Source organism: Actinoplanes solisilvae (assembly GCF_003999975.1).
GTDB classification, from domain to species: Bacteria; Actinomycetota; Actinomycetes; order Mycobacteriales; family Micromonosporaceae; genus Actinoplanes; species Actinoplanes solisilvae.
In genome coordinates this window covers 394606-416110 of record NZ_RJAC01000002.1, presented here as the reverse complement: position 1 = coordinate 416110, position 21505 = coordinate 394606, and the positions used below count along the sequence as shown (strand labels likewise).

The 21505-nt window shown below is 70.8% G+C and carries 20 protein-coding genes; 13 read left to right on the top strand and 7 right to left on the bottom strand.

Annotated features, from left to right (window positions below):
* The first annotated feature begins 115 nt into the window (after window positions 1–115).
* Entirely contained in the window at window positions 116–775 is a 660-nt protein-coding gene (locus EER30_RS08850; protein ID WP_127499843.1) for a biliverdin-producing heme oxygenase, read from the top strand.
* A gap of 5 nt (window positions 776–780) precedes the next feature.
* Complete coding sequence (locus EER30_RS08845) at window positions 781–1080, top strand: DUF2470 domain-containing protein (RefSeq protein ID WP_127499842.1); 300 nt, start codon at window positions 781–783, stop codon at window positions 1078–1080.
* A 75-nt stretch (window positions 1081–1155) separates the two neighbouring features.
* On the opposite strand, the gene EER30_RS08840 is transcribed toward EER30_RS08845, so the two are convergent.
* From EER30_RS08840 to EER30_RS08830, 3 genes are all read right to left on the bottom strand, one after another.
* Window positions 1156–2967 (bottom strand): DEAD/DEAH box helicase, encoded by a 1812-nt coding sequence (locus EER30_RS08840; RefSeq protein ID WP_127499841.1) that lies wholly within the window; start codon window positions 2965–2967, stop codon window positions 1156–1158.
* A 253-nt stretch (window positions 2968–3220) separates the two neighbouring features.
* Entirely contained in the window at window positions 3221–3445 is a 225-nt protein-coding gene (locus EER30_RS08835; protein ID WP_127499840.1) for a DUF3107 domain-containing protein, read from the bottom strand.
* A gap of 39 nt (window positions 3446–3484) precedes the next feature.
* Complete coding sequence (locus tag EER30_RS08830; RefSeq protein WP_127499839.1) at window positions 3485–4144, bottom strand: TetR/AcrR family transcriptional regulator; 660 nt, start codon at window positions 4142–4144, stop codon at window positions 3485–3487.
* Between the two features lie 550 nt (window positions 4145–4694).
* Between EER30_RS08830 and EER30_RS48495 the strand changes: the two genes are divergently transcribed.
* The 5 genes from EER30_RS48495 (at window position 4695) to EER30_RS08795 (ending at window position 10707) form a co-directional block, all read left to right on the top strand.
* Window positions 4695–6506 carry a Daple gene (locus EER30_RS48495; RefSeq protein ID WP_240669893.1) on the top strand — a complete coding sequence of 604 codons (1812 nt, stop codon included), beginning with the start codon at window positions 4695–4697 and terminating at the stop codon, window positions 6504–6506.
* Window positions 6503–7465 carry an alpha/beta hydrolase gene (locus EER30_RS08810; RefSeq protein ID WP_127499838.1) on the top strand — a complete coding sequence of 321 codons (963 nt, stop codon included), beginning with the start codon at window positions 6503–6505 and terminating at the stop codon, window positions 7463–7465. The genes EER30_RS48495 and EER30_RS08810 overlap by 4 nt, the downstream gene beginning before the upstream one ends.
* 128 nt (window positions 7466–7593) lie before the next feature.
* Window positions 7594–8454: a DUF3152 domain-containing protein gene (locus EER30_RS08805; RefSeq protein ID WP_127499837.1), complete on the top strand. Its 861-nt coding sequence runs from the start codon at window positions 7594–7596 to the stop codon at window positions 8452–8454.
* 118 nt (window positions 8455–8572) lie between these two features.
* Window positions 8573–9754 carry an adenylyltransferase/sulfurtransferase MoeZ gene (gene moeZ, locus EER30_RS08800; protein WP_127499836.1) on the top strand — a complete coding sequence of 394 codons (1182 nt, stop codon included), beginning with the start codon at window positions 8573–8575 and terminating at the stop codon, window positions 9752–9754.
* Between the two features lie 146 nt (window positions 9755–9900).
* Complete coding sequence (locus tag EER30_RS08795) at window positions 9901–10707, top strand: prenyltransferase/squalene oxidase repeat-containing protein (RefSeq protein WP_127499835.1); 807 nt, start codon at window positions 9901–9903, stop codon at window positions 10705–10707.
* Between the two features lie 142 nt (window positions 10708–10849).
* Here EER30_RS08795 and EER30_RS08790 read toward each other — a convergent pair whose 3' ends face one another.
* Both EER30_RS08790 and proB read right to left on the bottom strand, forming a co-directional pair.
* Window positions 10850–12097 (bottom strand): glutamate-5-semialdehyde dehydrogenase, encoded by a 1248-nt coding sequence (locus EER30_RS08790; RefSeq protein WP_127499834.1) that lies wholly within the window; start codon window positions 12095–12097, stop codon window positions 10850–10852.
* A gap of 13 nt (window positions 12098–12110) precedes the next feature.
* Window positions 12111–13223 (bottom strand): glutamate 5-kinase, encoded by a 1113-nt coding sequence (proB, locus tag EER30_RS08785; RefSeq protein WP_205650144.1) that lies wholly within the window; start codon window positions 13221–13223, stop codon window positions 12111–12113.
* A gap of 60 nt (window positions 13224–13283) precedes the next feature.
* Between proB and EER30_RS08780 the strand changes: the two genes are divergently transcribed.
* The gene (locus EER30_RS08780) at window positions 13284–13586 is read left to right on the top strand and encodes an MGMT family protein (RefSeq protein ID WP_127499832.1); all 303 of its coding nucleotides are present in this window, start codon (window positions 13284–13286) and stop codon (window positions 13584–13586) included.
* Here the strand turns inward: EER30_RS08780 and EER30_RS08775 are convergent, their stop codons facing one another.
* Window positions 13587–14267 (bottom strand): TetR/AcrR family transcriptional regulator, encoded by a 681-nt coding sequence (locus tag EER30_RS08775; protein ID WP_127499831.1) that lies wholly within the window; start codon window positions 14265–14267, stop codon window positions 13587–13589. It abuts the gene before it with no gap.
* A gap of 102 nt (window positions 14268–14369) precedes the next feature.
* On the opposite strand from EER30_RS08775, the gene EER30_RS08770 reads away from it, so the two are divergent.
* On the top strand, window positions 14370–15293 hold the full coding sequence (locus tag EER30_RS08770; protein WP_127499830.1) for an NAD-dependent epimerase/dehydratase family protein: 924 nt from the start codon (window positions 14370–14372) through the stop codon (window positions 15291–15293).
* Window positions 15294–15305: 12 nt separating this feature from the next.
* Here EER30_RS08770 and EER30_RS08765 read toward each other — a convergent pair whose 3' ends face one another.
* A complete protein-coding gene (locus EER30_RS08765) occupies window positions 15306–16697 on the bottom strand; it encodes a gamma-glutamyltransferase (protein WP_127499829.1) in 1392 nt (463 codons plus the stop codon).
* A gap of 49 nt (window positions 16698–16746) precedes the next feature.
* On the opposite strand from EER30_RS08765, the gene EER30_RS08760 reads away from it, so the two are divergent.
* The 4 genes from EER30_RS08760 (at window position 16747) to EER30_RS08745 (ending at window position 21478) form a co-directional block, all read left to right on the top strand.
* Entirely contained in the window at window positions 16747–18075 is a 1329-nt protein-coding gene (locus EER30_RS08760; RefSeq protein WP_127499828.1) for an MFS transporter, read from the top strand.
* A gap of 72 nt (window positions 18076–18147) precedes the next feature.
* Complete coding sequence (locus tag EER30_RS08755) at window positions 18148–19599, top strand: pyridoxal phosphate-dependent decarboxylase family protein (RefSeq protein ID WP_127499827.1); 1452 nt, start codon at window positions 18148–18150, stop codon at window positions 19597–19599.
* Between the two features lie 9 nt (window positions 19600–19608).
* Window positions 19609–20166, top strand: a complete 558-nt coding sequence (locus tag EER30_RS08750; protein ID WP_205650143.1) for an NADH-quinone oxidoreductase subunit B — start codon at window positions 19609–19611, stop codon at window positions 20164–20166.
* Between the two features lie 10 nt (window positions 20167–20176).
* Window positions 20177–21478 (top strand): DUF2252 domain-containing protein, encoded by a 1302-nt coding sequence (locus EER30_RS08745; RefSeq protein ID WP_127499826.1) that lies wholly within the window; start codon window positions 20177–20179, stop codon window positions 21476–21478.
* The last annotated feature ends 27 nt before the right edge of the window (window positions 21479–21505 follow it).

The following is a 21505-nucleotide window of genomic DNA, read 5'->3' as shown; positions in this document are numbered from 1 at the left end:
TCTGCCGCGTGTCTTCCGGAAACGATTTCGGCGTAAGATCCCCGCGCCCAGGCGACGTCGGTGCCGAGTCGATCTTTGGATAGGCTGATGGGCCCGGAAGCGAGGTGCCTTGCCGATGCCGTTGATGGCCGACCCGCCGGGGGCTGACCGGCTTTCCGTCCGTGTGCGCCGCAACACGGTCGGGGCGCACGACGCGGCCCAGCGCAGTGGCTTCCTCGACGCTGTCTCGGGCGGCCACCTCCCGTGGGAGGCCTACGCCGACCTGACCGCGCAGCATTGGTTCATGTACGAGGCTCTCGAGTCGGCCGCCACCTCGATGGCCGACGACCCGGTGGTCGCCACGTTCCTGTTCCCCGAGCTGCGCCGGCTCCCGTCCCTCGAGGCCGACCTGCGTTTCCTGTACGGGCCGAGGTGGGCCGACCATCTTTTCGCCCTGCCCGCCACCACCGTCTACTGCACGCGGCTGCGCGACGTCGCCCACCGCGCGGCCACCGGTTTCGTCGCCCACCAATACACGCGCTACATCGGCGACCTCTCCGGCGGGCAATACCTCGGTCCGGCGATCGCCCAGTCCTACAACCTGCCCGCCGCCGACGGCCACCGCTTCTTCATCTTCAACGGCGTCGACCCGATGTCCTTCAAGACCCATTACCGTGCCCTGCTCGATGCCGCGCCCTGGTCCCTCGCCGAGCAGGACGAGTTCATCCGTGAGGTCGCCGAGGCGTACCGGCTGAACATCGCCGTCCTCGACGAGCTGCTGAGCCGCTGGAGCTGACGACGATGACCGATCCGTTCCCGCCCGAGGTGGTCAACCAGATCGCCCGGCACATGAACGACGACCACGCCGACGACAACGTGCTGATCGTGCGGGCTCTCGGTGGCATTCCGACGGCGACGGCGGCTCGCGTGTCGGGCCTGGACGCCGACGCGATGGAGTTCAAGGCGGTCGTCGACGGCATCGAGGTGCCGGTGCGGGTGCCCTTCTCCGAGCGGCTCACCGAGCGTCGTCAGGTGCGGGCCGAGGCCGTCCGCATGTATCACGACGCCTGCGCGGCCCTGAACCTCGAGCCCCGCCACTGAACGTCGAGCCCCGCCACTGAGCAGAGTGAAGCCCCTCGACCCGTGGGGATCAAGGGGCTTTCCGCGTACGGGTCGTCAGGCGGTGGTGCCGACGCCGGCTTCCGAGCCGCCGGTCATCTCGGCGGGCGCGGCGTCGTCCGAGGACGCACCCGATCCGCCGGCTCCACGGTTGCCGCGGCCGCCGCGACGACGACGGCGACGGGGCCGGTCGTCCGAATCGTCGCCGGCCTCGTCGCTTTCCGCGGCGGGTTCGGTCTCGTCGGTGGCCTCGGAGAGCTCCGGCGTGGCCACGCGACGGCGAGACCGCGTACGCGGGGCGGGCGCGACGTCGTCCTCGGAGCCGGTCACGGCCGGGGTGGCGTCGTCGGTGACGACCGCGCCCTCGGCGGTGGCGGGCTCGTCGACCCGGCGCCGGCGCCGCTGCCGCTTGGGCCGTTCGCCCGCCTCGGTCTCGTCGGCGGCCGGGCCGGCGTTGGCGGGGCCGCTGTCGGAGCCACCGCGCGAACCACCGCGGGGCGGCCGTCCACCAGTGCGTCCGCCACGTCCGGCGGGCTCGCGGCGACGACGTCCGCCACCGAGGTCTTCCTCGATCTCGGCGGCCAGCCCGACCCGGTTGCGGTCGGCGGTCGGCAGCGTGCTCGACACGTCGCTGGGGATGTCCAGGTCGCTGTAGAGCGCGGGGCTCGTGTGGTAGGTCTCCGGGGGCTGCGGCATGCTCAGGCCCATCGACTTGTCGATGAGGACCCAGCGGGGCATGTCCTCCCAGTCGACGAAGGTCACCGCGACACCGGTCGCGCCCGCCCGGCCGGTGCGGCCGATGCGGTGCGTGTAGGTCTCGGGGTCTTCCGGGCAGTCGTAGTTGATCACGTGCGTGACGCCGGAGACGTCCAGACCGCGGGCGGCGACGTCGGTCGCGACCAGCACGTCGATCTTGCCGCTGCGGAACGCGCGCAGGGCCCGCTCGCGGGCGCCCTGGCCGAGGTCGCCGTGCACGGCGGCGACGGCGAAGCCCCGGAAGTCGAGGTCTTCGGCGAGCCGGTCGGCAGCGCGCTTGGTCCGCGTGAAGATCATCGTGAGGCCGCGGTCGCGGGCCTGCAGGATGCGCGCGACCATCTCGACCTTGTTGAGCGGGTGCGTGCGGTAGACGACCTGCTTGGTCAGCGGCGACGGGCCGCTCTCGGCGGTGTGGCCGGCGTGGATCGTCACCGGGTGCCGCAGGAATCGCCGGGACAGGGCGACGATCGGGTCGGGCATGGTCGCCGAGAAGAGCATCGTCTGACGCTCGGCCGGGATCATCGCGAGGATCTTCTCGACGTCCTCGAGGAAGCCCAGGTCGAGCATGCGGTCGGCCTCGTCGAGCACCAGCGTCTTGACCGAGTCGAGCTTGAGCTGCTTCTGCTTGGCCAGGTCGAGCAGGCGGCCGGGCGTGCCGACCAGGATCTCGACGCCCTTCTTCAGAACGTCGACCTGAGGCTCGTACGCCACCCCGCCGTAGATCGGCAGGACGCGGATGCCGCGGGTGCTGCCGGCCGCGGCGAGGTCACGGGCCACCTGGAGCCCCAGCTCACGGGTGGGGACGACGATGAGCGCCTGTGGGCGGCCGTCGGCGCCTTCGGATGGGGCGGTGACGCGCTCGAGCATGGGCAGGCCGAAGCCGAGGGTCTTGCCGGTGCCGGTCGGCGCCTGGCCGATCAGGTCGGTGCCGCGCATGGCGATCGGCAGCGCGTACTCCTGGATGGCGAAGGCGTGCGTGATGCCGGCCTTGGCCAGCGCTTCCACGGTCTCGGCGCGGACACCCAGCTCGGCAAAGGTGGGGCTGTCCGGGCGGACCGGTGCGCGGTTGGTTACTGGTACCAGTGCGGGTGCGTTGTTCTCGATGTCGGTCATGAAGTTTTACGGGTGCCTCTCGTGGTGCGCCCGTCGGAAGTCTGGGGCGCGGTCTGGATAGGGCGCGGGCCACACGCTGGAGAGCGGGCCGCACGCGCGGGTCGCCGCGGCGATCGGTAGTGATCGACGTCGACGGCGACAAGGCCATCCTACCCGACGGGACGATCGTGCACCTCAGAGCGGACTTTGGCGCGGAGAGCACGCGGAGGACGTTCCCGTGATCGGGAACGTCCTCCGGGTGAGGAGAACTATTTCAGCGGGCGGTGAAACCGAACGGGCGAACGCTCGACTCGGCGATCTCCACGTAGGCCACCTTGGAGATCGGGATGATCACCTTGCGGCCCTTCTCGTCCGTGAGCGACAGAATGCTGTCTTTCGCCATCGCCTCGGTCACGGCCTGCTCGACCTCCGCCGGGGTCTGCGCGCTCTCGAGCACCAGCTCACGGGGCGTGTGCTGCACGCCGATCTTGACCTCCACGGGGCCCTCCTTCTTGCGCGTCTCTTACCGCGTGCAAGGCTATCCGATTTCGGCCGGGGTGCCGCCGGATGTGCCCTCCTGAAGGGGGAAGCTGGCGATTCCACGCCAGATAAGTGCAGCTACGAGCGCTTCCGCTTCAGCTTTAGGCGTACGCCGCCCGTTGGCCAGCCAGTATTGGGCGGACTGCCCGGCCGCCCCCACCAGACCCGACGCGAGCAACTGCGCCGCGTCGCCGCCGAGGTTGGTGTCCGAGATGATCGTGTCGGTGACGGCCGCGATGCAGCCCGCCTCGACCCGCTCGACCCGCTGACGCACCTGAGGGTCGTTGCGCAGATCGCTCTCGAAGACGAGACGGAACGCCTCGCTCTCGTGGTCCATGAAGTCGAAGTAGGCCCGGACGGCGCCCTTGACCCGTTCCTTGTTGTCGGAGGTGGCCAGCATGGCGTCGCGAACCTTGGCGATTATCGCGTCGCAGTGGGTGTCGAGCAGGGCCAGATAGAGCTCGAGCTTGCCGGGGAAGTGCTGGTAGAGCACGGGCTTGGAGACCCCGGCACGCTCGGCGATGTCGTCCATCGCGGCGGCGTGGTAGCCATGCGCGACGAAGACCTGCTGGGCCGCCGCGAGCAGTTGCTTACGGCGCGCGGAGCGAGGCAGACGCGTGGGTCGGGCCGTCTGAGCTCCGCCGGACGCAGCGGTCATGTCTCTCGAACCTCCAGGGGGTTGGTCCCCGTTTGCCGGCGCGTATTGCCCGGATCGGCGCGTGATGCTGTCGATGGGCAATTGTCGCGACGCTGCAACTTATCGCCACTGCAAGCACACGGTAGCCTCAGCGGGGGCGAGCGAGGAGCACGCGGTGGATGAAACTGGGCATTCCGGAGACGCCGGAGCCGCGGACAGCGGTGATGGCGCCGAGGCGCGGGAACGCACTCGGGTGAACGGCTGGGCGACGCCAGATAGTCCCTGGTCGTACACGGGCTCCGGGGTCGAGGCCGACAGTGATGTCCCGGCCTGGCGCAGGCCGGGGGCTGACACGCGCTCGTTTCCGCGTAATCCGGCATTTCCGTCATCGGCGGTCCCCGTCTCGGCGCAGCCCACGTCAAGTATTCCCGCTCCGGCTCCGCCCCCTGCCCCGCCGGGCTTCGTCGACGCGCAGCAAAGCGGCGAAATTCCCCCTTCCGGGGACATCGCCGTCCCCGGTTCCCGGTGGGACAGGTCCAGATTTTCCGAGTTGCTGAGCCCGGAGTCCCGCATGGTGGAACCGGCGACGCCTTCGCAGCCCCCGCGCGAGCCGGGCGCCACCAGCGGAAATCTGACACCCGGCCGCCTGCGGGCATACGACGTCCCCACGCCGAACAGCGCGCCACCGTTCCCCTACGAGGGCGATCTCGACGACGGCCCCCCGGAACCGCCGCCGATCGTTCAGCAGCGCACGGCCGTCCCGCTGGTGCGCCCGGCGACACCGGGTGGCGGGCGCCGCGCCGACTGGGGCACAGCCGAGCACAGCACGACCGAGCCGCCCCGCCACGCGCTGAGCGGCGGCACCCCCGTGCAGGGTGTGCCCCGCGTGCCCGCCGAAAAGCCCGGCCCGGCGCGTCCCGCCTACGACCCGTCCAGCTTCCCGCGCCGGCTGTCCTACGAGCCTCCGGTGCCCTACGAGCCGCAGAAGCCGTACGAGCCGAAGAAGAACTACGACACCCCCAAGCCGTACGAGCCAACGCCCTCGGTGGTGTCCGAGCCCGTGCGGCAGGAGCCCTACTCCGGCTTCGGCGAGACGACCGCGCGCCTGCCCGGCCCGGCCGAGCCGAACCCCGGCCTGCCCCAGCGCGTCCCCGCGCAGCCCGACGTGCCCAAGGGAGTTCCGGAGCCGCCCCTGGTGGAGGCCACCGCCGAGACTCCCGCCCTCGCCAGGATCGCCACCCACCTGCGCCGCGGCGACGTGCTGCCGGTGCAGGAACGGCAGGAAGGTTTCGATGTGCAGGCGATCCTGGCCGCGGTGCGTGAGGTCGAGGGAGTGCGGGACGCCTCGCTGCGCTCGACCCCGACCGGTGCCCACAGCCTGCGGCTCGACCTCGCTGAGGGGGCCGACCCCGCCGAGGTGAGCCGCCGGGTGGCCCGTCTGTTGCAGGACACGATGGGTCTCGACGCGGCCATGCCCGGCGAGGTGCCGGCCCCGCCGCCGCCCGCCGATCTCCCGCCCGTCACGCCGGTCTCCCCGTCGGCGCTCGTGCCGCGGGCGCGCGTCAGCGAGCCGGTCGTGGCGCCGCCCGTCTCGGCCCCGCCGCTGCCCGAGCCCACGCCGCTGTCCCAGACCCCCTTCGCCGACCGCTACGCCGCCGACAAAGAGCGCGAGACCCGGGAACGCGAGACCCGGGAGCGCGAGACGCGGGAACGCGAGAGCCGGGAGCGCGAGACCCGGGAGCGCGAGACCCGGGCTCGTGAGGCTCGTGAGGCTCGTGAGGCTCGTGAACAGGCGGTCCGCGATCAAGCGACCCGCGAGCGCGAGAAGCGTGAGCGTGAGGTCCGCGAGCGTGACGCCCGCGACCGGCACGCCGCCGCGGCCCGCCTCCTGCCCGAGGCCGAAGAGACGGCCGAGGTCGTGCCCACCGGCGCCGAATCGGGGCCGCCGCGCCCGCTCTTCCCCGGCGAGCACCCCGGCCCCCGCATCGTCATCGAGAACGTGCACGTCAACACGTTCGGCGCGGACGCCACCGTCGAGGTCAGGCTCGGCGTCGGCCCCCGTACGGCGTCCGGTGTGGCCAGCGGTCCCGCGGTCGACGGCTACCTGCTGCGCCTCTGCGCGATGGCCACGGCCGGCGCGGTCGACGAGCTGCTCTCCGACTCCGACCACGCGGAAGGTCCGGCCCGCTGCTTCGTCGAGCACGCCGCGTCGGTGCCGTTCGGGGCCGCCCAGGTCGCCGTCGTCGTACTGCTGCTCTCGTGGGGCGGCTGGGTCGAGCAACTGGCCGGCTCGGCCGTGGTGACCAGCGACGACCGGCACGCGATGGTGCGCGCCACGCTCGCCGCGGTGAACCGCCGGCTTGAGGCACTCTTGACCCGATGAAGGGCGCCGTCCTGGCCCCCGACAGCGCGCTGCTGCCGGAGGGCGAAGCACCAGCACCGTGGCCCGCGCGACGGGTGACCGTCGGCGGGGCGATGCTGCACGTCCGCGACACCCCGGCGACCTCGCCCGACGCGGAGCCGGCCGTCTACGTGCACGGCCTCGGCGGCTCGTCGCAGAACTTCACCGACTTCGCCGGCCTGCTCGCCGACCGCTTCGACGCGCGCGCCGTCGACCTGCCCGGCTTCGGCTACAGCGACCCGAGCCCGCGCTACTCGATCGCGTCGTTCGCCACGATGCTGATCGGCTACCTGGATCACGACAACCGGGGACCGGTCCATCTGGTCGGCAACTCGCTGGGCGGCTCGATCGCGGTGCGCGCCGCGGCACTGCGCCCCGACCTGGTCCGTACGCTGACGTTGATCTCTCCGGCCATGCCCTTCCTCGACCCGAGGCGCACGGCGCAGAACCGCGTGCTGCCGATCTTGGCACTGCCGCAGGCCCACCGTCTGCTCGGCTGGGCGTTCTCGCGGATCACCGCGGAGGAGATGGCCGAGCAGGTGCTCGCCGCGTGCTTCGGTGACACGCGGCGGGTCTCGGCCCAGCGCCGGGCCGAGGCGATGGAGGAGATCAAGCTGCGCTACACGGTGGCGCACTATCCCAAGGCTTATCTGGGCACTCTTCGTGGCCTGGTCTCGAGCTTCCTGCGGGCCTATCTGCCCGGTGCGGGCTCGCAGTGGCGGCTGGCCGCGCGGGTGCAGGCGCCGACGCTGATAGTGGGCGGCCTCAACGACAAGCTCATCGATCCGCGCGTGCCTCTGCAGGTGGCCCGAGCAGTGCCCGACTCGCGGCTGCTCGTCCTTCCGGGTGTCGGTCACGTGGCTCAGATGGAGGTCCCGCGCCTGGTCGCCCGGGCCGTCGTCGGCCTGTTGGACGAGGTCAACGCACCGGCCAGGACTTAGGGCCTGATTTGGGATGGTGCTGGGCCTCGTCCGCGACTCGACCCCCTTCCAAGACAGTTAGGCCCTGGGTCACACAAGATCCATAGCGGTGGCGCGCCGCCCGTCGGGGTGTGCGACGCTGGCGAACGATGATCGACGAGGTTACGGCGCCGTCCCCGGTGAAGCCGCCGTCCGGTCCCGGCCGGTGGCGGAAGTGGTGGCTGGCCGCCTTTGCGGTGATCGTGCTGGTCGCTGGTGGCTTCGCGGTGGGGCAGCGCATGGAGCAGGGCGAGACCAGCGCTCCGGCCATGACTTTCGCGCCCGCCCCGCCGCCGTCGAACGCCGCTCCGCCATCGGCGAGTCCGTCACCGTCGCCGTCACCGACGCCTGAGAAGGCCACGCTGCTGCAACTGCCCGGCGCGGTGCCTACCAAAGGCTCCGGCCAGTTCACGTACGCGTCCTTGCGCAGTTCGGTCTTCGGCGGCAAGGGCCAGTTGCGCCGCTTCCGGGTCGCCGTCGAGAAGGGCAGCAACGAGGACGCCACCGAGTTCGCCGAGGAGGTCTCCGCCATCCTGGGCGACCCGCGCAGCTGGACCGGCGGTGGTCAGCTGCGGCTGCAGATGGTGCGCGGCTCCGACCCGGCCGACTTCACGGTCTATCTCGCGACCCGGGACACGGCCGGGAAGATGTGCCTGAACGGCGGCACCAACATCCGGGTCGGCGGGCGCCCCTACACGTCCTGCCGCGCCACCGGGAAGGCGATCATCAACCTGGACCGGTGGCGGTTGTCCGCGCCGACCTATGTGAGCGCCCGGATTCCCCTCTTCACCTATCGGCAGTATGTGATCAACCACGAGGTGGGGCACGAGCTGGGGCATCATCATCAGGGCTGTCCGAAGGCGGGCGGGCCGGCCCCGGTCATGGTGCAGCAGACCCTCACGCTGCGCGGCTGTCAGGCCTACGCGTGGCCTCGCCGGAACGGAAAGACGCTGACCGGCCCCTCGTTGTGAGCGACCCGGAGATATTCCCGTGTCCCGCATGTCGGGCCGGTGGGTAACGTCATGGCCGCGGAGGGCGGTCGCGAGTGACAATGGTGACCGATCCTTACCGCCAACCCGGGGAGTTAACGTGGCACTGCCCCCGCTCGTCGAGCCGGCCGCAGAGCTGTCGATCGATGAGATCCGCCGCTACTCACGGCACCTGATCATCCCCGATGTCGGGATGACGGGTCAGAAGCGACTGAAGAACTCCAAGGTCCTGGTCGTGGGCGCGGGTGGCCTCGGCTCGCCGGCGCTGCTCTACCTGGCCGCCGCCGGCGTGGGCACGCTGGGCATCGTCGACTTCGACACGGTCGACGAGTCCAACCTGCAGCGCCAGATCATCCACGGCGTCTCCGACATCGGCCGGCCCAAGGCCGAGTCCGCCGCCGCGAGCATTCGCGAGGTCAACCCGCTGGTAAATGTGGTCATCCACAACACCGCGCTCGACCGCGACAACGTCAAAGAGCTCTTCAGCCAGTACGACCTGATCGTCGACGGCACCGACAACTTCGCGACGCGTTACATGGTCAACGACGCCGCCGTCCTGCTCGGGAAGCCGTACGTCTGGGGTTCGATCTATCGCTTCGACGGCCAGGCCTCCGTCTTCTGGGAGGAGCACGGTCCCTGCTACCGCTGCCTCTACCCCGAGCCCCCGCCGCCCGGCATGGTGCCGAGCTGCGCCGAGGGTGGCGTGCTCGGTGTGCTGTGCGCGTCGATCGGGTCGATCCAGGTCAACGAGGCGATCAAGCTGCTGACCGGCATCGGTGAGCCGCTGGTCGGCCGGCTGATGGTTTACGACGCCCTCGAGATGGAATACCGCAAGATCAAGGTCCGGAAGGACCCGAACTGCGCGCTCTGCGGCGACAACCCGACCGTCACCGACCTGCTGGAAGACTACGAAGACTTCTGCGGCGCGGTCTCGGTCGAGGCCGAGGAGGCGACCCTCAACGCCACGATCACGGCCCGCGAGCTGAAGGACTGGCAGGACAGCGGCAAGGACCTGTTCCTCGTCGACGTCCGCGAGCCGGCCGAGTGGGAGATCAACCGGATTCCGGGCGCGACCCTGATCCCCAAGGGCGAGATCCTGTCCGGCGAGGCGCTGTCCCGCTTCCCGCAAGACCGGCAGATCGTGCTCCACTGCAAGTCAGGCGTGCGGTCGGCCGAGGCCCTCGCGGCTCTGAAGGCGGCCGGCTTCAAGGACGCCGTGCACGTGCAGGGCGGCATCGTCTCCTGGGTCAACACGATTGACCCTTCGCAGCCGTCCTACTGAGTTCGACCCCTCTGGTCACGCTGAGGAGTGGTTTAGGCGACTTCTCAGCGTGATCAGTGGGTGACGGAACGGACCTTCTGGGCAAGAGGCGAGCAAGAGACAAGACGGCACAGCGGAAATCAGGAACGCGTTGTAGCGTCACGGTCGTGGTAGACATCGACGCTGCTATCGGTTACGTCGTCGCGCACGGCGACCCGGTCGAGCGAGCCCGTCTGTCCTACCTGCGCGCCGGTCAGCAGCCCGAACCCCAGGTGCTCGACCGCATCGTGGCCGGTCAGACCGAGGCCGGTGGCTGGCCCGCCTCCACCGAAGACGCGATCAGCTCGATCGACGCCACCTGCTTCCGCCTCAACGAGCTCGACGACCTGGGCGGCCTGCGCGGCGAGCCGGTCGACCGGGCACTGGCCTGGCTGGCGAGCGTGCAGCGCCCCGACGGCACCTGGCAAGAGGCCGAAGAGCTCGCCGAGGTGGCACCCGCCTGGGCGATGCCAGGCGACCCTGAGGCCACTCTCTACCTCACCTGCCTCGCCGGTTTCTGGATCACCCTGGCCGAGTTCGAGGCGCACCCCAACTTCGACGTGCCCGCCCGGCACGCGAGCACTCTCGGGGCCGCGGCCACCTGGGTGGTCGGCCAGCTCCAGCCCGACGGCACGTGGCCGTCGTTCCTGGCGGCCGGCTGGCACGCCGCCGGTCTGCTCTACGGCCAGCAGTACTTCTACGAGTCGGCCCGGGTGCAGCTCGTCCTCGGCGACCGGCTGCCCGACATGGCGCCGGCCGACGTCGCCTCGATGGCGGCCGCTCTGCGCCGGGTCAACCTCGGCGACGACTGGCTGGTCCAGAGCGCCCGCAAGCGGCTGGGGGAGACCCAGCGCACCGACGGGGGCTGGGACAGCGCCGAGGGCCCGATCTTCGACGTGAACACAACACTCACCGTGTTGCGCGCCTGCCTCTGAGCCGTAAGTTCACCCTTTTGTTGTCACTGTTCGTAACAACAGGGGGTAGTGAACTCACGCTCGGCAACGGCACAGTGTGTTCGGGGCAGTCGTGGGCCCGGCACCGTCCGCCGGGCCCACGGCATGTCCATCGGCGCGTGTTCTATCGGCGCGTGTGCCCGTTGCCCGTGACGATGTATTTCGTCGAGGTCAGCTCGGGCAGGCCCATCGGACCCCGGGCGTGCAGCTTCTGCGTGCTGATGCCGATCTCGGCGCCGAAGCCGAACTCGCCGCCGTCGGTGAACCGCGTCGACGCGTTGACCATGACCGCGGCCGCGTCGACCCGGGCCGCGAACCGCCGGGTCGCCGTCACCGACTCGCTCACGATCGCCTCGGTGTGACCCGTCCCGTAGCGGCGGATGTGGTCGAGCGCGTCGTCGAGCGAGTCGACGATCGCCACCGAGATGTCGGCCGAGAGATACTCGGTGCCCCAGTCCTCCTCGGTGGCGGGCACGACCGCATCGTCGTACGCCGTGACCCGCGGATCGCCGTGCACGGTGACCCCCGCGTCGGCCAGCTCGGCCAGCATCAGCGGCAGGAACCGGTCGGCGATCTCGGCGTGCACCAGCAGCGACTCGGCGGTGTTGCATGTGGACAGCCGCTGCGTCTTGGAGTTGAGCACGACCGCCAGCGCCTTCTCGAGGTCGGCCGCCTCGTCCACATAGACGTGACAGTTGCCGACCCCGGTCTCGATCACCGGCACGGTCGACTCTTCGACCACCGCCTTGATCAGGGAGGCGCCGCCACGCGGGATCAGCACGTCGACCAGGCCGCGTGCTCGCATCAGTTCCTTGACCGAGTCGCGGGTGGTCGCGTCGAGCAGTTGGATCGTGTCGGCCGGCAGACCGCTGTCGCCCACCGCCTTGCGCAGCACCGACACGATCGCTGCGTTCGAGCTGAGCGCCGAACCCGAACCCCGCAGCAGCACCGCGTTGCCCGACTTGAGGCAGATGCCCGCGGCGTCGGCGGTCACGTTGGGCCGGCCCTCATAGACGATGCCGACCACCCCGAACGGCACCCGCACCTGCCGCAGCTCGAGCCCGTTGGCCAGCGTCGAGCCCCGCACCACGTCACCCACCGGGTCGGGCAGCGCGGCGAGTTCGCGCAGGCCCTCGGCCATCGCCTCGACCCGCGCCGGGGTCAGCGTGAGCCGGTCGATCATCGCCTCGGAGAGGCCGCCGCTGCGCGCGTTGGCCACGTCGACCTCGTTGGCCGCGACGATGTCGGGCGAGCGCTCGACCAGGCGGTCGGCCATCAACAGGAGGGCGCTGTCTTTCTCGGCGCGGGTGGCGGCGGCCAGGTCGATCGCGGCCACTCGCGCGTCGGCGGCCTGTTGAAGGACGGTCGTCATGGCTTTCCCTCATTTATAGGAGGACAAGGTCGTCGCGGTGGACGACCTCTCGTTCATATCCCGGGCCGAGCTCGGCGGCCAACTCTCCGGTGGTTCGGCCCAGCAGCGCCGGCAACTCGATCGCGTCGTAGTTGACCAGGCCGCGCGCGACCGGCGTGCCCGAGGCGGCGTCGATCAGGTCGACGGGGTCGCCGGCGGCGAAGGAGCCGTCGACCGCGGTGATGCCGGCGGGCAGCAGCGACTTGCGGCGGGCCACGACGGCGGCGACCGCGCCCGGGTCGAGATGAAGCCGGCCGCGCGGCGAGGTGGCGTGCGCGAGCCAGAAGAGCCGCGCGGCCGGGCGGCTCTCGGCGGCCCGGAAGAACGTGCCCACCTCGTCGCCGCCCAGCGCCTCGCCGGCCAGGGGAGCGGCGGTCAACACGACCGGAATGCCGAAACCGGTGGCGATACGGGCTGCCTCGATCTTGGTGACCATGCCGCCCGTGCCGACCCCGGAGCGGCCCGGCGTGGCGACGCTGATGCCATCGAGGTCGGACTCGTCGCCCACGAACGTGATGCGGCGCGACGACGGGTCCGACGGGCTGCCGGTGTAGAGAGCATCCACATCGGACAGCAGCACGAGCAGGTCGGCGTCGACCAGGGCGGCCACCAGCGCGGCCAGCCGGTCGTTGTCGCCGAAGCGGATCTCCTCGGTGGCGACCGTGTCGTTCTCGTTCACGATCGGCAGGGCGCCCAGATCGAGCAGCTTGCGAAGAGTGCGGTACGCGTTGCGGTAGTGCGCGCGGCGGGTCACGTCGTCGACCGTCAGCAGCACCTGGCCGACCGTCAGGCCGTGCCGCGCGAAGCCCGCCGCGTAGCGCCCGATGAGCAGCCCTTGCCCGACGGAGGCGGCCGCCTGTTGAGTGGCGAGATCGCGTGGCCGGCGCGGCAGGTGGAGCGGGGCCAGGCCGGCGGCGATCGCACCGCTCGACACCAGGACCACCTCACGGCCGTCGGACGCCAGCTTGCCGAGCGCGTCGACCAGCCGGTCGACGCGCTCCTCGTCGAGCCCGCCGGTGGCTGTGGTCAGTGAGGAGGAGCCCACCTTGACCACGATCCGGCGCGCCTCGGTCACCACTTCGCGCACCGGCCAATTGTGCTCGGGCGCACCGGCAGAATCCCGGTCAGATCCCATATCGTGGCCCGAGTGACCCCGCAGGAGTACGTCGAAGAGGTGCTTTCACTCGTTGAGCGCATCCCCGAGGGCCGCGTGATGTCCTACGGAGCGATCGCCGACGCCCTGGCCGAGGGCTCGGACCGCAACTCCGCGCGCCTGGTCGGCTCGATCATGGCCCGGCACGGCGGCGGCGTGCCGTGGCACCGCGTGGTGAACAGTTCCGGACGCATGCCACCCGGCCACGAGCAGGAGGCCCGTCAGCGCCTGCTCTCCGAGGGCGTTCCCCTGAAGGGCGATCACGTGGACATGGCCCGAGCAGCCTGGCTGCCCTGATCAGCTCAGACCGATGAGGTACGCCGCCCCGCGCATCTGAAACTCGAAGAAGCCGCGCCGGTCCTCGTCGACCGAGTGGTTGAGCTGGCCGAAGAGCTCGGCGCTGATGGCCCCGCCGAGGTGGACGAAGGCCGAAATGCCCGCGCCGACCAGCCGCGGAGGCGCGCCCGGCGTGTACTGCTCGGCGACCACGGCCAGTTCCTCGGCGAATCGCCCGCTGATCGGCTCCCGCTCCGCGATCTTTCCGGCCACGTACGCGTCCCTGATCAGGCCCGCGATCAGCAGGAGCACCCGCGTCGCGGGCCCGATGGTGTCCTGTGGCGCCTGATAGCCGGGCACCGGACTGCCGTAGATCAGCGCCCACTGGTGCGGATCGTCGAGCGCCCAGTCCCGTACGGCGTGGGCCAGTCGCAGGAAACGGTCGAGCGGGTCGGTGATGCCCTCGGCCGCCTGCTCGGCCTTTTCTCCGACCGCGTTGTAGGCGTCGATGATCAGCGCGGTCAGCAGCTCGTCGCGGCTCGCGAAGTAGCGGTAGACGGCGGACGAGGCCATGCCCAGGTCACGGGCGACCGCGCGCAGCGACAGGTTCGCGCCGTCGGTGGCCAGGTGCCGGCGAGCCACCGTCTTGATCTCTTCGGTCATCTCGGCCCGGACGCGGGCTCGCACTCCTGACGCGCTCATGGAGACCAGTGTGCCACAACGAGAGCACTGCTCTTGCTTTGTCTTCCTGTTCGTGTAATCGTTGTTCTTATAAGAGAGCGGTGCTCACAAAGGAGAACAGCAATGCATGTCGTCGTCGGCTCCGGCCCGATCGGTTCCTCGATCGCTCGTCTCCTCGGTGACCAGGGCTCTCCGGTCCGCATGATCACCCGCAGCGGCTCCGGCCCGTCGCACCCGCTGATCGAGCGGGTGGCGGCCGACGCCTCCGACGCGTCCCGGCTGACCGCGCTGACGGCGGGCGCGGAGACGATCTACAACTGCGCGAATCCCCGCTACACCGAGTGGGAGAAGCTCTGGTTCCCGCTCAACGACTCCATGATCAGTGCGGCGAAGGCGTCCGGCGCGGTCTACGTGATCACCGGGAATCTGTACGTCTACGGGCCGCAGCCCGGCGGGCACATGACCGAGAACAGCCCGCTCGCCGCCGTCGGCCGCAAGGGCAGGGTGCGCATCAAGATGTGGCGGGACGCGCTGGCCAGCGGGGTGCGGACGGTCGAGGTGCGCGGCTCCGATTACCTGGGCGCGGGCGCGATCGGTGTCTTCTCGTCGGTGCTGCTGCCCGCGCTCGACGCCGGGCGCACCGCCTACGCCCCGGGGAACGTCGACCTGCCGCACAGTTTCACCTACACCGGCGACATGGCCCGCACGATGATCGCCCTGGCCCACGACGAGCGGGCCTGGGGCCGGGCATGGCACGCGCCGACCGCGCCCGCGATCACGATCCGCTCACTCGCCGACCGTTACTGCGACCTGCTCGGCAAGCCGAAGATGAAGATCCGCAGCCTGCCCCGCTTCGTGATGCGTACGGCCGGGCTGGTGCACCCCATGTCCCGTGAGCTGGCCGAGATGGACTACCAGTTCTACGCGCCGTTCCACCTCGACAGCTCGCTCACCGAACGCACCTTCGGCCTCGCGCCCAGCCCTGTCGAGGTGGGCATCCGCGAGACGGCCGAGGACGCCGCCGCCATCGCCGCCCGCCGCATGTGAGCGGGTGTGACGTCAGAGCAGCAGGCCGACGCCGGCGCGGCGGGGATCGCCCGCGGCGCCGGCCTGGCCGACCGCGGTGACGCCGCCGAAGTAGTGGTTGAGCCCCGGCCACTGTTTGATCTGCCAGCCCGCCGCCATCAGGGCGCTCAGTTCGTCGCGCGGATAGTTCGGCTCGACGTGCACGGTGTCGTCGACGACGTGGAAGCGCGGCCGGCCGATCGCCTCGGTCATGTCGGCCCCGTCGACCAGAACCCCCAGCAGCGTGTCGATCAGCGCCGTACGGATCCTGCTGGCCCCCGCCGAGCCCGCCGCCACGGCCAGCGCCCCGTCCGGGTCGATCACGACGAGCGGGCACATGTTCGACGACATCCGCCGGCCCGGCTCCAGGTCGTCGGTGAGCAGTTCGCCCTCGCCCAGCATCGAGTTGAGGTTGATGCCGAGGCCGGGCAGCCACACTCCCGAACCCAGCCCGAGCGTCGTCGTGATCACGCAGGCGTTGCCGTCGGCGTCGACCACCGAGACGTTGGTGGTGTCGCCGATCTTCTGCCGTCCCTGATCACGCAGCGCCTTGGCGACGCTGACCGCCCGGCCGGGGCGGGACAGGTCGGCCGGCAGGCCCGCGATCGTGTCGACCGTGCGGTTGAGGTCGTGGCGGGCCATCACCCGGTGCCCGGCCAGCGTCGCGTGGTCGACGACCGTCTCGAGCACCCGGTAGTCGGCCAGATCGCGCGGCCCGAGCGAACCACCCGCGGCCCGAACGGTGTCGACCATGACGGCCGCGAACTCGCCCGTGTAGAAGATCTCGGGCCCCGCCTCGGCCAGGGTCGACATGGCCGTTCCGAGCCCCGGATGGAACAGCCGGTCGCCGCCCTGCAGACGCCGGCCGTTGGGCGTGTAGATCTCGGCGCCCTCGCCCCAGGCGAGCGCGGGCGCGCAGGAGTCGAGGGTCTGCGCGTGCGCGGCCGGCACCGGGACGCCGTCGGTGGCCAGCGCGATCGCCGGCGCCACGACCTCGGCCCACGGCAGCCGCCCCCAGCGTCGATGCACCTCGCCGCAGCCGGCCGGCACGCCGGGCACGGCGACGCTGGCCCCGCCGATCGAGTAGACCTGGGGCATGCCGCCGAAGAAGACGTCGACCGCGACCATCGGGCCGGCCTCGAGATCGCCGTCGGTGCCCGGGACCGCGACGAAGAAGTCGAGGCACGTGACCTCGCCGGTGGCCGCGTCGAAGTATGTCGCGAACCCGCCGCCACCCAGTCCGGTGTAGATCGTCTCGGCGGCGCAGCAGGCCAGCACCGCCGCTACGGCGGCGTCCGCCGCGGTTCCCCCGTCCCGGAGAATGCGCAACCCGGCCCCGGCCGTGGCCGGGTGGCTGGCGGCGACCCCGGCCGCAACCTTTTTCATTTGGCGAAGCCTAGGCTCGATACGGTGATCATGGTTACCATCCGCGTTCATGACGACCGCTGATCCCACTCCCGACGTACGGCCGGCGGCCGCCCTGCCACGTCGTGTTTTGGCAGGATATTCACTGGGTTCGCTGGTCACGGGCGCCTTCGGCACCGTGCCGGGTTTGCTCCTCCTGCCCTATCTGACCGATACGTTAGGTGTGGCGGCCGGTGTTGCCGGCCTCCTCGTGTTGCTGCCCAAAGCGTGGGACGTGCTCGTCAATCCGGTCGCCGGTCGGATCTCCGACCGCCGCGGCGACCGGCGGCCCTTCCTGCTCGTCGCGGGCCTGCTGCTCGCGGTGCTCTTCGCCGCGATCTTCGCCGGCCCGGTGCACAGCGGCGCCGGCGCGGGCGCTTATGTGGCCCTCGCCTTCCTCGCCGCCGCCACCGCGTACGCCTTCTTCCAAGTGCCCTACGTCGCGATGCCGGCCGAGCTCACCGACGGCTACACGGAACGCACCCGCCTGATGACCTGGCGCGTCGCCGTGCTGGCGCTCGCCATCCTCGTCTCGGGCGCGGTCGCCCCGCTCGTCGTCGATCAGACCGGCGGTGGCATCGCCGGGCACCGGTGGGCCGGCGTCTTCGTCGGCGTGCTCATCGTGGCCGGCACCCTCGGCGTCTACTTCGGCACGCGGTCGGCCGACTCCCGCTCGGTGGAGGCGGTCGAGCCCGACCTGCGGACGCAACTGCGGGTCGCGTGGGCGAACCGTCCCTTCCGTGCACTGCTCCTCCTCTGGATCGTTCAGGCGGTCGGCATCGGCACGATGCTCGCGGGCGTGCAGTACTTCGCCGAACACGTCGTCGAACGCGACTCGGGCGCCACCTTCCTCTTCGCGGCCTTCGTCGGGCCCGCGCTGCTGGTCATGCCGCTGTGGAGCCGGGTCGGCCACCGGGTCGGCAAGCCCACCTCACTGGCCGCCGGCTCGCTGCTCTTCGCCGCCGGCGCCCTGGCCCTGCTGACCGCGCCGGCCCTGCCCCCGATCGCCGTCTATCTGATCGTGGCGGTGATCGGTGTCGGCTACGCCGGCCAGCAGGTCTTCGCGATGGCGATGCTGCCGGACTGCATCGCCTACGACACCGCGCGCACCGGCCGTCGCCAGGCCGGCGTCTTCACCGGTCTGTGGACGGCGGGGGAGACGCTCGGGCTGGCACTCGGCCCCGGACTGTATGCATTGATCCTCCAGCTCTTCGGCTATGTCTCGTCGTCGACCGGCGACGCCGCCACGCAGGACGACACCGCCCGGCTCGGCGTGCTGCTCGGGTTCACCGTGTTGCCGGCCGTGCTGGTCGGCGCCGCGGTCGTTCTATTACGCGCCTATCGGGACGTCATCCGATAGCGACCTCGGTACGGCCCCGACCCAGTACCTTCGTCGGGTCCCACGAGCCGATGCATCGGATAGTTTCTGCGCATGTTCGAGGCACTGCCCGAGAAGGGCCTACCGGGTGACCAGATCCTCAGCGAGCTGACCGATCTGCGATCCGCTGACCTGCCGACCCACGGCGGCCGGCTGTTCGCCTATGTCTACGACCCCGCGCTCGATGGGCTCGACGAGCTGGCCCGCGCGGCCTATGCGATCTCCGCCCACGTCAACGGCCTCGATCCGACCGCTTTCCCGTCGCTGCTTGCGATGGAAAACGCCCTGGTCGGCGCCGCGGCCCGGCTGCTCGGCGGCAACGACGAGACGGTCGGCAGCGTCACCAGCGGCGGCACCGAGTCGCTGATCCTCGCGGTCAAGGCCGCCCGCGATTCCCGTCCCGACCTGGCCACCCCGCGCCTCGTGATTCCCTCCACGGCCCACGCCGCCTTCGCCAAGGCCGCCCACTACCTGCGCGTCGCCCTCGACGTCGTGCCCGTCGGCCCCGACCTGCGCGCCGACCCGTCAGCCATGGCCGCCGCGATCGGCCCCGACACCGTGCTGGTCGCCGCCTCCGCGCCGTCCTACGCCCACGGCGTGGTCGACCCGATCGCCGAGATCGCGGCGATTGCGGCCGAGCGGGGCGTCCGGTTCCACGTCGACGCGTGCTTCGGCGGCTGGGTCCTGCCCTATCTACGCCGTCTCGGCGCCGACCTGCCCGCCTTCGACTTCGCTGTTCCCGGCGTCACCAGCATCTCGGTCGACCTGCACAAATACGCCTACGCGCCCAAGGGCGTCTCGATCCTGCTGCACCGCGACGAGGCGTTGCGCCTGCCGCAATACTTCGCCTACGCCGGCTGGCCCGGCTACACGATGATCAACCCGGTCATCTCGTCCACCCGCTCCGGTGGCCCCATCGCTGCCGCCGTGGCCACCCTGCGCCACATCGGCGACGCGGGCTATCTCGACCTCGCCGCCCGCACCCGCGAAGCCGTGTCCGTGCTGGCCGAGGCGGTGACCGCCACCGACGGCGTGCGCCTCTTCGCCCCGCCCGAGACGAGCGTCGTCTGCCTGGCCTCGGCCGAGTCCGATGGTGTCGACCTGTTCGTCCTCGCCGACGAGCTCGCGGCGCGTGGCTGGCACACCCAGCCCCAGATGGCCTTCGCCGAGCTGCCCGCCACCATCCACCTGACCGTGACCGCCTCGGTCGCCCCGACCGCCACCGAGTTCGCCCCCGACCTCGCGGCCGCCGTGGCCGCCGCCCGCGCCGCCGGCCCGGCCGACCTGCCCGCCCCGCTGCTCGAAGCGGCCGCGCAGCTCACCCCCGAGATGGTCACCCCCGAGCTGATCGGCGGCCTGGCCGAGGGGCTGGGCCTGGGCGGCGGCGACTTCACGCGCATGGCGGCGGTCAACTCGTTGCTCAACGTCGCGCCGCCCGCCCTGCGCGAGGCGCTGCTGACGGGCTTCCTCAGCCTGCTGCAACGTCCGTCCCGGGTCACGGAGTAGGTTGACGTCGTGGCCGGTCTGCCAGGAGTGCTCGGGGAACCCATCCGGTTCGTGCTGAACTGGGGGCGGCGTTATTCCCTTTGGGTGTTCAACTTCGGCCTCGCGTGCTGCGCGATCGAGTTCATCGCGTCGAGCATGAGCCGGCACGACTTCATGCGCATGGGCGTCATCCCGTTCGCGCACGGTCCGCGCCAAGCCGACCTGATGGTCGTCTCGGGCACCGTGACCGACAAGATGGCGCCCGCCATCAAGCGGCTCTACGACCAGATGCCCGAGCCGAAATACGTGATCTCGTTCGGCTCCTGCGCCAACTGCGGCGGCCCCTACTGGGATTCCTACTCGGTGACCAAGGGCGTCGACCAGATCATCCCGGTCGACGTCTACGTCCCCGGCTGCCCGCCGCGGCCCGAGGCGCTGCTGCACGGCATCCTGCGCCTGCAGGAGAAGATCGCCGCCGAGCAGTCCGGCCCCGGCGGCGTCTCCCGGCCCGACCCGCTGGCGGCGGAACGCGGCGCGGCAGCGTTGACTGCCCCGATCGTGACCCCGCCGGTGGCATCCGGCGACTAAGGTCCGCAACATGACCGACGAGTCACGCGCGGACTTCATCATCGACGTCCTGAGCAGGGAGTTCGGCGAGCTGATCGCCGTCGACCCGGCCGCCTTCCGCCGCAAGTTCCGCAAGATGGCCGCTTCGCCGTTCGCCTTCTACCGCGGCAGCGCCTCACTCTTCTACGCCGACCTGTCCTCGGGCTACGCCGACTCGAGCTTCCTCGACGAGCAGACGAGCCGCGTGTGGATCCACGGCGACCTGCACGCCGAGAACTTCGGCACCTACATGAATTCGTCCGGCCAGTTGGTCTTCAACGTCAACGACTTCGACGAGGCCTACGTCGGGCCGTTCTCCTGGGACCTCAAGCGGTTCGCGGCGAGCCTCGCGCTCATCGGCTATCAGAAGGCCCTCTCCGACGACGACATCACGGCGCTGGTCACCGGGTTCGCCCGCTCCTACCTGACCGAACTGCGTGCGATCGCCCACGGCGGTGACGACGCGATCGGCTCGATCACCCTCGACAACGCCGACGGCGTGCTGCGGCGCGTGCTGCAGGAGGCGCGGCTCAACACCCGCATCGACCTGCTGTCGTCGCAGACCGTCATCGACGACTACGAGCGCCGGTTCGCCCTGGCCGACGGCGTCTTCGAGGTCGACGAGGCCGCCGCCGCGCGGGTGCGAGAGGCGTTCGACCGCTACCTGCCGACGCTCCCCGCCGCGAGCCGTCCGGTGTCCACCACCATCAAAGACATCAAGCTGCGCAAGGGCGTGGGTATCGGCTCGGCCGGCCTGCCCTCCTACAACCTGCTTCTCGAGGGCCACACCCAGGCCCTCGAGAACGACGTGATCATCTACATGAAGCAGGCGCAGGTCCCGGCGGTCGCGCGCTGGATCGACGACGAGCGGGTCCGGTCCTACTTCCAGCATCAGGGCCACCGCACGGCCGAGTCCCAGCACGCGCTCCAGGCCCACGCCGACCCCTGGGTCGGTTACACCACTCTGGACGGTGTCGGCCAGCTCGTCGCCGAGGTCTCGCCCTACGCGTCCGACCTCGACTGGTCCGACGTCAACGAGCCCGGCGAGCTGACCGGGGTCATCGCCGACCTGGGCCGCGCCGTGGCCCGCATGCACTCGGTGGCCGACGACGAGTCCAGTCACGACCTCGTCGACTTCTCCACCGAAGAAGCGATTGTCGCCGCCGTCGACAAAGACGAGGCCGGCTTCGTACGACACCTGGTCGAGTTCGCCCACCGCTACGGCGACCAGGCCCGCGAGGACCATCAGGACTTCGTCGACGTCTTCCGCAACGGCCGCCTGCCCGGCCTCTGAGACGCCGGCCGGATCATAGGATGACCC

Coding starts and splice junctions, on each gene's coding strand:
- EER30_RS08850 (WP_127499843.1), top strand. CDS start 116: ATGCCGTTGATGGCCGACCCGCCGGGGGCTGACCGGCTTTCCGTCCGT.
- EER30_RS08845 (WP_127499842.1), top strand. CDS start 781: ATGACCGATCCGTTCCCGCCCGAGGTGGTCAACCAGATCGCCCGGCAC.
- EER30_RS08840 (WP_127499841.1), bottom strand. CDS start 2,967: ATGACCGACATCGAGAACAACGCACCCGCACTGGTACCAGTAACCAAC.
- EER30_RS08830 (WP_127499839.1), bottom strand. CDS start 4,144: ATGACCGCTGCGTCCGGCGGAGCTCAGACGGCCCGACCCACGCGTCTG.
- EER30_RS48495 (WP_240669893.1), top strand. CDS start 4,695: ATGGTGGAACCGGCGACGCCTTCGCAGCCCCCGCGCGAGCCGGGCGCC.
- EER30_RS08810 (WP_127499838.1), top strand. CDS start 6,503: ATGAAGGGCGCCGTCCTGGCCCCCGACAGCGCGCTGCTGCCGGAGGGC.
- EER30_RS08805 (WP_127499837.1), top strand. CDS start 7,594: ATGATCGACGAGGTTACGGCGCCGTCCCCGGTGAAGCCGCCGTCCGGT.
- EER30_RS08790 (WP_127499834.1), bottom strand. CDS start 12,097: ATGACGACCGTCCTTCAACAGGCCGCCGACGCGCGAGTGGCCGCGATC.
- EER30_RS08775 (WP_127499831.1), bottom strand. CDS start 14,267: ATGAGCGCGTCAGGAGTGCGAGCCCGCGTCCGGGCCGAGATGACCGAA.
- EER30_RS08770 (WP_127499830.1), top strand. CDS start 14,370: ATGCATGTCGTCGTCGGCTCCGGCCCGATCGGTTCCTCGATCGCTCGT.
- EER30_RS08765 (WP_127499829.1), bottom strand. CDS start 16,697: ATGAAAAAGGTTGCGGCCGGGGTCGCCGCCAGCCACCCGGCCACGGCC.
- EER30_RS08760 (WP_127499828.1), top strand. CDS start 16,747: ATGACGACCGCTGATCCCACTCCCGACGTACGGCCGGCGGCCGCCCTG.
- EER30_RS08755 (WP_127499827.1), top strand. CDS start 18,148: ATGTTCGAGGCACTGCCCGAGAAGGGCCTACCGGGTGACCAGATCCTC.
- EER30_RS08745 (WP_127499826.1), top strand. CDS start 20,177: ATGACCGACGAGTCACGCGCGGACTTCATCATCGACGTCCTGAGCAGG.